This window comes from Microbacterium jepli (assembly GCF_047237905.1).
GTDB lineage: Bacteria > Actinomycetota > Actinomycetes > Actinomycetales > Microbacteriaceae > Microbacterium.
Genome location: NZ_JBDFLW010000005.1, coordinates 142117 through 154663, shown reverse-complemented (window position 1 = coordinate 154663; position 12547 = coordinate 142117). Strand labels below are relative to the sequence as shown.

11 protein-coding genes are annotated in these 12547 nt (G+C 72.6%); 3 read left to right on the top strand and 8 right to left on the bottom strand.

Annotated elements, in window-relative coordinates:
* Positions 1 to 203: 203 nt before the first annotated feature.
* The 6 genes from ABC304_RS05025 to ABC304_RS05000 form a co-directional block, all read right to left on the bottom strand.
* Positions 204 to 1055: a PaaX family transcriptional regulator gene (locus ABC304_RS05025; protein ID WP_412929301.1), complete on the bottom strand. Its 852-nt coding sequence runs from the start codon at positions 1053 to 1055 to the stop codon at positions 204 to 206.
* Positions 1052 to 1852, bottom strand: a complete 801-nt coding sequence (locus ABC304_RS05020; protein ID WP_412929300.1) for an ABC transporter ATP-binding protein — start codon at positions 1850 to 1852, stop codon at positions 1052 to 1054. Before ABC304_RS05020 ends, ABC304_RS05025 begins: the two co-directional genes overlap by 4 nt.
* The gene (locus ABC304_RS05015; protein ID WP_412929298.1) at positions 1845 to 2669 is read right to left on the bottom strand and encodes an ABC transporter permease; all 825 of its coding nucleotides are present in this window, start codon (positions 2667 to 2669) and stop codon (positions 1845 to 1847) included. Before ABC304_RS05015 ends, ABC304_RS05020 begins: the two co-directional genes overlap by 8 nt.
* Positions 2666 to 3526, bottom strand: a complete 861-nt coding sequence (locus ABC304_RS05010) for an ABC transporter permease (protein ID WP_412929296.1) — start codon at positions 3524 to 3526, stop codon at positions 2666 to 2668. The genes ABC304_RS05015 and ABC304_RS05010 overlap by 4 nt, the downstream gene beginning before the upstream one ends.
* Before the next feature lie 76 nt (positions 3527 to 3602).
* On the bottom strand, positions 3603 to 4601 hold the full coding sequence (locus ABC304_RS05005) for an ABC transporter substrate-binding protein (protein ID WP_412929295.1): 999 nt from the start codon (positions 4599 to 4601) through the stop codon (positions 3603 to 3605).
* Between the two features lie 362 nt (positions 4602 to 4963).
* Positions 4964 to 5404 (bottom strand): VOC family protein, encoded by a 441-nt coding sequence (locus tag ABC304_RS05000; protein ID WP_412929294.1) that lies wholly within the window; start codon positions 5402 to 5404, stop codon positions 4964 to 4966.
* 247 nt (positions 5405 to 5651) lie between these two features.
* Between ABC304_RS05000 and ABC304_RS04995 the strand changes: the two genes are divergently transcribed.
* From ABC304_RS04995 to ABC304_RS04985, 3 genes are all read left to right on the top strand, one after another.
* Positions 5652 to 6482, top strand: coding sequence for an alpha/beta fold hydrolase (locus ABC304_RS04995; RefSeq protein WP_412929292.1), 831 nt, complete (start codon positions 5652 to 5654; stop codon positions 6480 to 6482).
* A gap of 829 nt (positions 6483 to 7311) precedes the next feature.
* Positions 7312 to 8103 (top strand): alpha/beta fold hydrolase, encoded by a 792-nt coding sequence (locus ABC304_RS04990; protein ID WP_412929291.1) that lies wholly within the window; start codon positions 7312 to 7314, stop codon positions 8101 to 8103.
* Between the two features lie 115 nt (positions 8104 to 8218).
* Positions 8219 to 9715, top strand: a complete 1497-nt coding sequence (locus ABC304_RS04985) for an MFS transporter (protein ID WP_412929289.1) — start codon at positions 8219 to 8221, stop codon at positions 9713 to 9715.
* 122 nt (positions 9716 to 9837) lie between these two features.
* Here the strand turns inward: ABC304_RS04985 and ABC304_RS04980 are convergent, their stop codons facing one another.
* Positions 9838 to 10956 (bottom strand): NAD(P)-dependent alcohol dehydrogenase, encoded by a 1119-nt coding sequence (locus ABC304_RS04980; RefSeq protein ID WP_412929288.1) that lies wholly within the window; start codon positions 10954 to 10956, stop codon positions 9838 to 9840.
* A gap of 70 nt (positions 10957 to 11026) precedes the next feature.
* Entirely contained in the window at positions 11027 to 12514 is a 1488-nt protein-coding gene (locus ABC304_RS04975) for a benzaldehyde dehydrogenase (RefSeq protein ID WP_412929287.1), read from the bottom strand.
* Between the last annotated feature and the right edge of the window lie 33 nt (positions 12515 to 12547).

The following is a 12547-nucleotide window of genomic DNA, read 5'->3' as shown; positions in this document are numbered from 1 at the left end:
CGCGCAGCATCGGTCCTGTCGTCGCGCGAGATCCTGTCCCCGCGCGGGCGGGCGCGCCTCCCGCTGAGCACAGGATGCGGGGCGGAGGCAGGACGCTTCGCCCAGCATCCGTCCTGTCCTCGCGCGAGATCCTGTCCCCGCGCGGGCCGGGTCTGCGCCGGCGGGTAAGCCCGAGGCGGGTCTAAGCGGGTCGGGCGAAACCCTCAGTCGCGCAGGGCGGGAGCGGCGCCGGTCAGTGTCGCGAACGCCGCCGACGCGCCGGCCTCCAGCCCGTCGCGCAGCCGGCGGTAGACGCGGGCGGATGCGGCGGCCGGCCAGTCGACGTCCATGTACTCCGGCGGCAGCCCCGGGTCGGTGCCCAGCAGCTCGAGCCAGTCGGCGACGAGCTCGATGCGCGTCACCAGCGCCGCGTCGCGCGCGGTGACGTCCGCGGCATCCACGTCTTCCCACGTGCCGAGGAAGGCGACGTGGGCGGCCCGGATGGCCTCGATGTCCCACGCCTGATGCACGCTCGGCGCCATCGGGAACTCCTCGAGCTCGCGCGCGCGGAACGCCATCACCGCGCCGTCGTCGAGCTCCCCGATGAGGGGCAGCAGCGAGGTGCGCAGGTCGACCTCGCCGGGAGCCAGCCACAGCCCGTCGCGCAGCGGTGCGAACCCCAGCCAGGTCAGCGTCGAGCGCACCCGGTGACGCAGATCGCGGCGCCCCTCGGGGATGGAGAACGTCACGAGCGTCCAGCCGCCGCCGTGGGGGCTGAAGGGGTGGTCGCCGCGCACGCGCTCGTTGCCCTGCGCGAGGAGCGCGGCGCCGGCGGCGGTGAGGCGGAAGGCGATCTCGCGCCCGTGGCGCTGCGAGGCCAGCACCCCCTGGCGCACGAGGCGCGAGAGGGACGCGCGGACGGCCGCTTCCGCGATGCCGGCGCCCTCGAGGACGGTGATCACCGCGGCCGCCCGCACTGGGCGCTCGGGATGGTCGAGCACATGATCGCCCAGCAGCGCCAGCAGGAGCTCACGGGGTGCGCGATACGGCGCGACCCGCTCCTGCCCGGCCGTCATCGAGCGGGCCGAACGGCCTCGCCGCGCTTCGCGCGCTGGATCTGCTCGTAGACGTGCGTGCGCAGCTCGGTGAACCGCGGGAGCGCCCGCGTGGTGATCTGGTCGCGCTCGGGGGCGAGGTCGATGACGAGATCCTCCTGCACCCAGGTCGGCGACTTCGACAGCACCACGACGCGCTCGCCGAGATAGACCGACTCGTCGATGTCGTGCGTCACGAAGAGGATCGACATGCCGCGCTCGAGGTGCAGGCGTCGCACCAGATCTTCGAGGTCGGCGCGGGTCTGCGCGTCGACGGCCGCGAACGGCTCGTCCATGATCAGCACCTCGGGCTGGTAGGCCACGGCGCGGGCGATGGCCACGCGCTGCTGCATGCCGCCGGACAGCTGCCAGGGGTAGCTCTTGCCCGCGTGCTCGAGCCCGACCGCGGTCAGCGCGTCGTCGACGAGCCGGTCGCGCTCGGCGCGGCTCAGCCCCTTGTGCCGCAGGGGGAGCTCGACGTTGCCGCGCACCGTGAGCCACGGGTAGAGGCTGCGGCCGTACTCCTGGAACACCAGCGCCATGTTGGGCGGCGGGGCGGTCACCCGGGCTCCGTCGAGCTCGATGACGCCGGCCGTCGGCGCGAGGAGGCCGGCGATGCACTTGAGCAGCGTCGTCTTGCCGCAGCCGGAGGGCCCCACGATGCACACCAGCTCGCCGCGACGCATCGTGATGCTGATGTCGCCGATGGCCTCCACGGAGCCGGTCGAGGACTCGTAGACCTTCTTGAGGTTCGTCACGGTGAGCAGGGTGTCAGGCACTTTCTACCTCCTTGATGCCGTGGTACCAGCGCAGCACCCGGCGCTCGGCGAAGCCGAAGATGACGGCCAGCAGCACACCGACGAGACCGAGCAGCAGGATGCCGCTCCACATCTCGGCGATGAGGTAGTTCCGCTGGAAGTAGACGATGCGGTAGCCGAGGCCCGACGACGTGTTGAACATCTCGGAGATCACCATCATGATCAGGGCGATCGACAGGGTCTGGCGGACGCCCGCCATGATGCGGGGGCTCGCGGCCGGCAGCACGAGGTATCGGATGTGCTCCGTCCGCGTCAGGGCGAACGATCGGGCGGTCTCCGTCATGATCGCGTCGGTCGCGCGCACGCCCTCGATCGTGTTCAGCAGCACCGGCCAGATCGCCCCCGCGACGATGACGCTCACCTTCATGGTGTCGGAGATGCCCATGAGCAGGATGAAGACGGGGATGAGGGTGGGCGGCGGGATGGCGCGGAAGAACTCCAGCGTCGGCTCGAGCATCTCCCGCAGCCAGCGCGTGAGGCCGATGACCATGCCGGCTGCGACGCCCAGCACGACGGCGAGGACGATCGCCAGCGCCAGCCGGCCGAGGCTCGGGAGCACGTCGACGACGAAGGCGGGACCGACCCAGGTCTTCACGAACGCCTGCACGATGACGACCGGGTTCGGGAGGAAGATCTGCGGAGACGCGCTCGACCAGACGCCCCAGATGACGAGGAGCAGGAGCGGCAGCCCGATGGCGTAGACGGTGCTCTGTCCGACTTTCGCCCACACCCCCGGCCGGCGGCGGGGGGTCACGACGGTGCTGGTGTAGAGCGTCACAGCACCTCCTCCCCGCGCACGGACTGGTGCCACGACAGCGTGCGGCGCTCGATGAAGCGGAACACGAGGTTCACCAGCAGGCCCAGGAGCCCGGTCGTGACCACGACGGCGAAGACGGTCACGTTGTCGCCCGCGTTGCGCGCGACGTTCAGCACGTTGCCGAGCCCCGGCACGCCGATGGTCATCTCGGCGGTGATGGCCAGGATGAGGGCGACCGCCGCGCCGAGGCGCAGGCCGGTCATGAGGTAGGGCAGCGTCGTCGGGAACACGAGGTGGCGGAACCGCGCCCCGCGTCCGAGGCCGAAGCTGCGCGCGGTGTCGCGGGCGACCGCGTCGACGTCGGCCACCCCGTAGAGCACCTGCACGAAGATCTGCCAGAAGGTCGCGTAGACGATGATGACGAGCGCGGCGGGCAGCTGGATGCCGAAGATGAGGATGGCCAGCGGGATGAGCGCCACCGACGGGATGGGGCGGAGGAACTCCACGGTGGTGTGCGTCGCGCGGCGCAGCACGGGCACGAGCCCGACCACCGCGCCGAGCACGACGGCGGCGACCAGCGCGATCGCGAGACCGATAGCCCACGACGTCATCGTGCGTCCGATGTTGCGGTAGAACTCCAGGTCGCCGAGCATCGTCGCCAGCCGCGCGAGGGTGTCGGTCGCGTAGGGAAGGTAGCGCGCGTCGATGATCCCGAGCGCGGGGATCAGCTGCCAGGTCGCGAGGAAGCCGACGACGCCCAGGGCGCCGAGCAGCGCCTTGCGCGCCGTGCTCGGCATCCGTCGCGCGCGGGTGTGCGCGGCCGCATCGCGCCCCGCGGGCGGCGGGGTCGTCAGCGGAGTGTCCAGCGTGGTCATCATCCGGCTCCGTGTTCTCAGGCGAAAGGCGAGGAGGACGCCGCGTCCCCGGCGAGGCCGGGGACGCGGCATCCGGACGTCACTGGAGCTTGATCATCGCGTCGAAGTCGGGCTCCTTGTCGAGCACGCCGTAGCCCACGGCGAGCCCCGCCAGGGTGCGCAGGTTGTCGACATCGAGCTCGGGCGTGAACACCGGCAGGGTGATGCCGGCGGCGGCCGCCTCGGGGATCTTCATGTTCTCCACGATGGCGGCACGGACGGCGTCCTCGTTCGACGACGCCCAGGTGAGAGCCTCCGACATCGCGTCGGCGTAGTTCTTGACCAGCTCGGGGTCCTCGTCGATCTTCTTCTGCGTCGTGATGTTCGTCAGCAGCTCGAGCCCCGGGATCGTGGCCTGGTACGGGTGCGTGATGATCGCGCCGCCGTTGCCGGCGATCTGCGACATGAAGGGATCGGGCACCCAGCCGGCGTCGATGCTGCCGGTCTCCAGCTGCGCCTGCACGTCGGGGAACGCGACCTCGACGAACTGGATGCTCTTCGGGTCGCCCCCGTCGTCTTCGACGGCTTTCATGATCGTCACGTCACCGGCGGCGCCGAGGCTGTTGACCGAGACGCGCTTGCCCGCGAGGTCCTTCGGGCTGGCGATGCCCGAGCTGGACAGCGCCACGACCGCGTTCACGTCGGTGTCGGCGCTGGCCGGGAGCGAGCTGGCGTAGTTGCTGATGATGACCGCGCCCAGGTTCTGCAGGCTGGCGCGGAAGGGGCCGAAGGGCTGGCCGATCGCGAAATCGATGTCGCCGTTGATGAGGGCGGGGATCGCCTGGGCACCACCCTGGGCCGGGACCACCTCGACCTCCAGCCCGTGGTCGGCGAAGATGCCCTCGTCGATCGCGGCCCACAGGGCGCCGCTCTCGGCGATGGGCAGCGCGGCGACGCGGACCTGCGTCATCTCGCCCGAGCCGACGTCGGCGGTGGGGGCGGCGGATCCGGCGGGCGCCGGGGCTGCGGAATCGGTGCAGCCGGCGAGCGCGAGTGCGGCTGCGGCCAGCAGGCCGAGCGCTGCGAGGTTCTTCTTCATTGACGGGCCTCTCGTTGACGGACGGTGCGTCGACGAGGCGCGGGGGCTGCTGAGACCTGTCCACACGCCTCTGTGCTGACGACATCATGGTCAGCCATGCCGTGGGCACTGTCAAGCGTTTCCTGACGATCGTCACCGATCCGTTGACTGAGCGATCGGGTCAGCGCGTTCGCTTGCGTCGGCTCGGGCGTCCCCGCGGCCGAGCCGAGGTGCTCGCGTGGGCTCAGGCGCACCCACGGCCGAGCCGAGGTGCTCGCGTCGGGAGAGGACGGATGGCGCAGCATCCGTCCTCTCCTCGCGCGAGATCCTTCGTTCAGCGACCGGAGGCATCGGTGTGGCAGGCCGGCGATCACGAGCGACTGCTACTCCGGGGGGTCGAAGACCACGGCGCCGTCGTCCGCGATGCGCCAGCCGGGGTTGTGCGCGATCTCCCACACGACACCGTTGGGGTCCGCCGCGTGTCCGTGGAAGATCCCGCCGAACGCCCCGTCGCGAGCAGGGGTGAGGATCGTCCCGCCCGCGTCCTCGAAGGCCTGGAGCACGGATGCCACGGCCTCCCGATCGGCCACGTTGTGCGCGAGCACCACGCCCTCGACCCCGGAGCCGGGCCGCTCGCGCCCCAGGTCCTGCTCGAACTTGTCGGCGTCGAAGAACCCCAGGACGAGGCCCGGCGCGGCCTGGAAGAAGATGACCTCCCCCTCGACGTCGACCAGCGCGGTCCAGCCGAGGCCGGCGCTGTAGAACCGTCGCGTCGCGTCGAGGTCGGGCGTCGACAGGGTGACGAAGTGCAGGCTCTGATCCATGCGCCCAGTGTCGCGGAACCCGGCGTGGAGGGACAGTGCACCGTCCCGCACACCGTCCACGCCGCCGCCTTGGCGCTGGACGCGGGGCGTCGGGCCGGTCGGGCACGGCGCCTCGGGCCGGTCGGTCACGTCGGGCGTAGGGCGTCGGGCGTCGGGCATCGGGCGTCGGGCGTCGGGCGTCGGGCGTCGGGCGTCGGGCGTCGGGCGTCGGGCGTCGGGCGTCGGGCGTCGGGCGTAGGGTGCTCGCATGAGCGCCGATGCCGTCCGCCACGAGTTCGCCGTCGACGGTCGGACGGTGGTCGCCTACGAGGCGGGCGCGGGCCTAGATGCGGCATCCGTCCTCCTCTGGTCGGGCGGCACGCCGCACACCGGCGTGCCGCTGGCTCCGCACGCGGCCTGGGCACGCGCGCACCACGTGCGACTGATCTCGGTCGCGCGGCCGGGCTTCGGCGGTTCCGAGCCGCGGGCGGGGCGCTCCGTCGCCGACGCGGCGGCGGACCTCCTCGCCGTGGCCGACGCGCTGGATGTCGACCGGTTCGCCCTGGCGGGGTACTCCGGCGGCGGACCGCACGCGCTGGCTGCCGCCGCCCTCGCCGGCGAGCGCGCACTCGGCGCGGTCGCCTTCGCGTCGCCCGCGCCGTGCACCGGCGAAGAATCGTGGTTCGCGGGCATGCACGATCCGGCAGCGCTCCGGAGTGCGCAGCGGGGCCGTGCAGCCCGAGAGACGTGGGGCGAGACGGCCGACTTCGACCCCGGGCAGTTCACCGCCGACGACTGGGCAGCGCTCCAGAACGAGCTCGCCGCGGTCGGCGAGGATGCGGGGCGCGGCGGAGCGGCCGAGCAGGGCGGCGGCATCGACGACGACGTGGCCTTCGTCAGCCCGTGGGGCGTCGATCTCGAGCGCATCACGGCGCCCGTGCACCTGGTGCACGGGGACGAGGACCGGATCATCCCCATGCGGCACGCGCACCTCCTCGCCGCCCAGTGCCCGCAGGCCGAGGTGCACCTGCGCGCCGGCCGCGGCCACGTCGGCGTGCTGCGCATTTGGGCGGAGGACGTCGAGCGGATGCTGCGCTGACCCCTCTCGGCTGAGAAGAGGTCGCGCGAACTCGAGGGGCGCGGAGCGGCCGCTGGGCCGACACGTCACGGCTGCGCGCGCACGCCGAGCTGTCACGAGAGTCAGGGATGTCGCGAAAGTCAGGGCATTCCCCCCGAAGCGGCCTGATCCTCGCGGCATCCCTGAGTCTCGCGCCGGTCGCGCGATGTCGGCGGGCGCGAAGCGGTGGCGGGCCGACACGTCGCGGCTGCGCGCGTCGGCCCGACCGGCGCGGCTGCGCGCGCCGGGCCGAGCGGGCGCGGCCGTGCGCTCACGCCGAACCGTCGCGGCTGTGCGCCGTCGCGCCTGCGCGCGTCGGCCCGTCCGTCGCGGCTGTACACGTTGACCCGTCCGTCGCGGCTGTGCGCGCCGGGCCGAGCGGACGCGGCTGCGCACGCACGCCGAGCGGTCACGAGAGTCAGGGATGTCGCGAAAGTCAGGGCCTTACCCCCAAAACGGCCTGATTCTCGCAGCATCCCTGAGTATCGCGCCGGTCGCGCGATGTCGGTGGGGCGTGTAGCGGTGGCGGGCCGACACGTCACGGCCGCGCGTCGGCCCGTCCGTCGCCGCCGTGCGCGTTGACCCATCCGTCGCGGCTGCGCGTGCCAGGCCGAGCGGGCGCGGCTGTGCGCGCCGGCCCGAGTGGGCGCGGCTGCGCGCGCAGGCCGAGCGGTGACGATAGTCAGGGATGTCGCGAAAGTCAGGGCATTCCCCGCGAAGCGGCCTGATCTTCACGGCATCCCTGAGTCTCGCGCCGGTCTCGCTCCCGCGCCGGTCGCGCGATGTCGGTGGGGCGTGGTGTGCTGTCGGCATGGAGACGACGACGTCCGCAGACGGCACCCGCATCGCATTCCAGCGGACAGGCGACGGCCCGCCGGTCGTGATCCTCGGCGGCGCCTTCTCGCGGGCCTCCGACGGGCAGGGACTCGCCGACGCCCTGGTGACCCGCGGCCTCGGCGCGGTGACCCTCGACCGGCGCGGGCGGGGCGAGAGCGGCGACCGCCGCGGATCGCAGCCGGAGGACGAGGTCGCCGATGTCGCGGCGGTCATCGACGCCGTCGGCGGCGAGGCGGCGGTGCTGGGGCACTCTTCGGGAGCCGTGCTCGCGCTCTACGCGGCCTCGCTCGGAGTGCCCGTGCGGGCGCTGTTCCTCTCAGAGCCGCCGTTCCGCTTCGGCATCGACGAACCCGAGCCCGGCCTCCCGGATCGGCTGCAGGAGCTGATCGACGCCGGCGACCCCGGCGAGGCCGTCTCGCTGTTCCAGCTCGAGGGCGTGGAGCTGCCACGCGAGATGGTGGAGTCGATCCGCCGCAGCGAGATGTTCCCCGCGCTCGTGCCGCTGGCCCAGTCGACGGTGTACGACGCCCTGCTCACCGCCCGGCTGTCGACACCGACGCCGGCGATGCGGAGCGTATCGGCGCCCGTCACCATCCTGCGCGGGGAGCAGACCTTCCCGATGCTCATGACCGCGGCCGACCGGCTGTCTGACGCGATGCCCGCCGCCGAGCTCGTGATCGTGCCGGAGTCGGTGATGCACCGCCCCGATCCGGCCGCGACCGCGCGGATCGTGAGCGAGCGGATGCCGGCCGCCGACGCCGGGTAGAATGGAACCCTGACCCGCCGACGACAGGCGGGTGACGGCTGCGTCGCCGAAGGCGATCGCGGTCCGAGGCTTGAAACCTCCGGCATCCTTCCCATGAAGCCCCGGAGGTTTCTTCATGTCCACCGGCACCATCCCCCTTCCCCGCACCGGGGCCGTCCCCGTCGGCTCCCGCGGCATCCGCGGCGCCCGTCGCTGGGGTGCGCTGATCATCCTCGCGCTGGCCCAGCTCGTCGTCGTGCTCGACGGCACGATCGTCAACATCGCCCTCCCGCAGGCGCAGCTCGACCTCGGTCTCACCGACGGCCAGCGCCAGTGGGTCGTGACGGCCTATGCCCTCGCCTTCGGCGCCCTGCTCCTGCTCGGCGGCCGCATCGCCGACTACTGGGGCCGCAAGCGCACCTACATGGTCGGCATGATCGGGTTCGGCGCAGCATCCGTCTTCGGCGGTCTCGCTCAGAACCCCACCGAGCTCATCGCCGCCCGCGGCCTGCAGGGCGTCTTCGCGGCGCTCCTCGCCCCCGCGGCGCTCGCGCTGCTCACGGTGTCGTTCCCGGGCGGCAAGGAGCGCAACACGGCCTTCGCCGTCTTCGGCACGGTCGCCGGCACCGGCGCGGCCGTCGGCCTGCTGCTCGGCGGCGTGCTGACCGAGTTCGCGGACTGGCGGTGGTGCCTGCTGGTGAACGTGGTGTTCGTCGTCGCGGGCGTCATCGGCGGCTTCCTCTTCCTCCGCGAGTCGCGCGCCGACGGCGAGAACCGCTACGACCTCGCCGGGGCACTGACGGTCACCGCCGGCCTCGGTTCGCTCGTCTACGGCTTCAGCCTCGCGGAGTTCGGCTGGGCGCGCCTCGACACCATCGGCTTCGTCGTGCTCGGCATCGCGCTGCTCGTCGCCTTCGTGGTCATCGAATCGCGCGTCGCGCAGCCCCTGCTGCCGCTGCGCGTCATCACCGACCGGGTGCGCGGCGGCGCGCTGCTGCTCCAGGCCATCTCGGGCAGCGCCATGATCGGCGGCACGGTCTACCTCGCGTTCCACCTGCAGATCGTGCTGGGCTTCACGCCGCTTGTCGCCGGCGTCGCCTCCCTGCCGATGACGATCGTCATCATGGTGTGCGCGCCGCTGCTGACGCGCCTGCTCCCCGTCATCGGGCCGCGGCCGATGATGATCGCCGGACCCCTCATCGCGGCAGCGGGCCTGCTCTACCTCAGCCGCATCACGCCGGGCGGGAACTACTTCACCGAGGTGCTCCCCGGCCTCGTGCTCCTGGGCCTCGGCATGGCGAACCTCTTCATCCCGATGCAGAATCTCGCTCTCGCCCGCGTCGCGCCGCACGATGCGGGGGTCGCGTCCGCCGCGGCGAACTCCGCGATGCAGATCGGCGGATCGATCGGGCTGTCGGTCTTCACCGCGTTCTACGCCGCGGCCGTGGCGACCGTCGACGTCACCGACGGTGCGTCGCAGCTGGCCGCGTTCACGGCCGGCTACTCGGCGACCTTCTTCGCGTCGGCCGTCGTCATGGCGGCGGGATCGGTCGTGGCGTTCTTCATGATCCGCGGCACGAAGGAGCACCTGCTGCCCTCGGGCGACGGCGGCCCCGCCGTGCACCTGGGCTGAGCTCCCTCGCCGTTGCGCTGGTGAACGCCATTCGCGCCGGGAAACGCCGCCTCGCGGTGTTTCCCGGCGCGGAATGCGTTTACGAGTGAAAGGGACCGGCGGCGCGCGCCCCAGAACCCGCCTCAGACGGACGAGATACGCAGGATCGGCTTGATGACCTCGCCCGACGCGCTGTCGGCGATGGCCTGCTCCACCTGGTCGAGGTCGTAGAAGCGCACGAGCTCGTCGAAGGGGAATCTGCCCTGCGCGTGCAGTGCGATCAGCGCGGGGATCAGCCGCGCGCTGGTGCTGCTGCCGCCGAGCGTGCCGACGATGCGCTTGCCCCACAGCGCGGGCTGGTGCTCCACCGAGAACGCGGTCCCGGCGGGCGCGCCGCCCACGAGGATGCACGTTCCGAGCATCCCGATCAGCCCGACGGCCTGCTCGACGACGGCGATGACCCCCGTGCACTCGATGACGTGGTCCGGGTCTCCTCCGCACGCCTCGCGGATCGCGGCATCCACGTCGCCCTCCCCCGCCGTGAAGACGTGGGTGGCGCCGTAGCGGCGGGCGAGCTCGAGGCGGTCGGCGTTGAGGTCGACGGCGACGATGGTCGTGGCGGGGGTGCTGCGCGCCGCCATGATCGCGGCCAGGCCCACCGCCCCCGCGCCGAACACGACGATGCTCTCGCCCGGCTGCGGACGCGCGGTGTTCAGCACGGCGCCGGCGCCGGTCGAGATGCCGCACGCGAGCGGGCCGAGCAGCTCGAGCGGCAGAGCGGGATCGACCTTGACGAGCGAGGAGGCCAGGGCGATCGACGCCGTCGCGAACGAGGACTGACCGAAGAAGTGCCCCGACAGCGACGAGCCGTCTTCGCGGTGATAGGCGCCCGTGCCGGCCAGCGGCCCCGTGAAGCGCACGCCGGCCGCGACCGCCGGGCCGAGCTGCGCGCAGTAGCGCGGCTCCCCGCGCAGGCAGTTGCGGCATTCGCCGCAGAACGGCCAGCCCATCACGACGTGGTCGCCGACCTCCACGCCGGTGACGCCGTCTCCGAGCTCCTCCACGATGCCGGCGCCCTCGTGCCCGAGCACGCCGGGCAGCGGCAGCGGGAGGTGGCCGTCACGGGTGATGGCGTCGGTGTGGCAGACGCCCGTCGCGACCAGCCGCACGCGCACCTCCCCGGGCCCCGGGGGGTCGAGCTCCAGCGTCTCGATCTGCAGCGGAGCGCCGGTCTCCTCGGCCACGGCGGCGGTGATCCTCATATCGGGCTCCTCATCGACGGCTCGGTGTGTCGAGCCTAGGTCTGCTGCCGCCCCGCGGGGCCGCCCAGTGTCAGAGCGGGTACTGCCCCGGCTCGCGGCGCATCGTGATCCAGCGGGTCTCGGTGAACGCGTCGATGTTCGCCTGCGCACCGCCGTGGCGCGAGCCCGTGCCCGACGAGCCGGTGCCGCCGAACGGGGCGTTGGCCTCGTCGTTGACGGTCTGGTCGTTGATGTGCACGATGCCGGTGGGGATCCGCCGGGCCAGCTCGAGCCCGCCGAACACGTCGGCGGTCACGATGCCCAGCGACAAGCCGTAGTCCGACTCGGTGGCGAGCTCGACGGCCTCGTCGTCGGTCGAGAACGAGACGACGGATGCCACGGGCCCGAAGACCTCGTCGCAGTAGGCCGCCGCGTCCCTCGGCGTGTTCGCCAGCACCGTCGGGCGGTAGAAGAGCCGGTCGTAGGTGCCGCCGGCTTTGAGCTCTGCGCCCTGCGCCACGGCGTCCTGCACGAGCGTGTGCACGCGGTCGCGCTGCACCTCGTCGATGAGCGGCCCGAGGTGCACCTGCCCGGCGGCGGGGTCGCCGACGTGCATCGACTCGGCCTTCGCGGCGAGCTTGGCGACGTACTCGTCGAAGACCGACTCGTGCACGATGTGGCGCCCGACCGTCATGCAGATCTGGCCCTGGTGCAGGAAGGCGCCCCAGGTCGCGAGGTTCACGGCCTTGTCGACGTCGGCGTCGGCGCGCACGATGTAGGCGGAGTTGCCGCCGAGCTCGAGGTGGGCGCGCTTCAGGTGGCGCCCCGCCTGCTCGCCGACCGAGCGACCGGCGCGCGTCGAGCCGGTGAACGCGATGACGCGCACGCGCGGATCGGCGATCATCGCCTCGCCGACCTCGGCGCCCCCGGGGACGAGCTGCAAGACGCCGGCGGGGAGCCCCGCCTCCTCGAAGATGCGCACCATCGACACGCCGCCGGTGACGACCGTGCGGGGGTCGGGCTTGAGCAGGACGGCGTTGCCGAGCGCCAGCGCCGGCGCCACGGCGCGGATGCCGAGGATCAGCGGCACGTTGAAGGGCGAGATGACGCCGACGACGCCGACCGGCATCTGCTCGGCGAGCGACAGGCGCGGCTCCTCGCTGGACAGCACCGTCCCGCGCGGCGCGGACGGGAGCGACGACGCCTCGTAGCACTCGGCGGCGGTGACGTGCAGGGCGAAGCCGGCGAGCGGCGGGATCGCCCCGACCTCCCGGATGTTCCAGCCGGAGATCTCCTCGGCGTGCTCCTCCCACAGCTGGCCGGCGCGACGCAGCACCGCCGCGCGGGCCGGGTGGGGCAGGGCCGCCCACTCCTTCTGCGCACGGGCGGCGCCCTCCGCCGCACGGGTCACGTCCGCGGCATCCGCCATGCCGACCATCGAGAGCGTCTCACCGGTCGCGGGCTCGGTCGACGCGATCTCGCCGGCGCCGCCGACGACCCATTCGCCGTCGAGGAAGATGCGTCCGGCGAAGACCTCGGCGTCGAGGAGGGTCCCGGAGGTGGTGGCTGTCGTGCTCATGAGCGTGACTCCTTGTGGTGCGGGTGGGTGTTC

Excerpts from the sequence above, each read along its gene's own strand:
- ABC304_RS04985 (WP_412929289.1), top strand. The coding sequence starts at position 8,219 with ATGTCCACCGGCACCATCCCCCTTCCCCGCACCGGGGCCGTCCCCGTC.
- ABC304_RS05010 (WP_412929296.1), bottom strand. The coding sequence starts at position 3,526 with ATGATGACCACGCTGGACACTCCGCTGACGACCCCGCCGCCCGCGGGG.
- ABC304_RS04980 (WP_412929288.1), bottom strand. The coding sequence starts at position 10,956 with ATGAGGATCACCGCCGCCGTGGCCGAGGAGACCGGCGCTCCGCTGCAG.
- ABC304_RS05000 (WP_412929294.1), bottom strand. The coding sequence starts at position 5,404 with ATGGATCAGAGCCTGCACTTCGTCACCCTGTCGACGCCCGACCTCGAC.
- ABC304_RS05005 (WP_412929295.1), bottom strand. The coding sequence starts at position 4,601 with ATGAAGAAGAACCTCGCAGCGCTCGGCCTGCTGGCCGCAGCCGCACTC.
- ABC304_RS04995 (WP_412929292.1), top strand. The coding sequence starts at position 5,652 with ATGAGCGCCGATGCCGTCCGCCACGAGTTCGCCGTCGACGGTCGGACG.
- ABC304_RS04990 (WP_412929291.1), top strand. The coding sequence starts at position 7,312 with ATGGAGACGACGACGTCCGCAGACGGCACCCGCATCGCATTCCAGCGG.
- ABC304_RS05025 (WP_412929301.1), bottom strand. The coding sequence starts at position 1,055 with ATGACGGCCGGGCAGGAGCGGGTCGCGCCGTATCGCGCACCCCGTGAG.
- ABC304_RS04975 (WP_412929287.1), bottom strand. The coding sequence starts at position 12,514 with ATGAGCACGACAGCCACCACCTCCGGGACCCTCCTCGACGCCGAGGTC.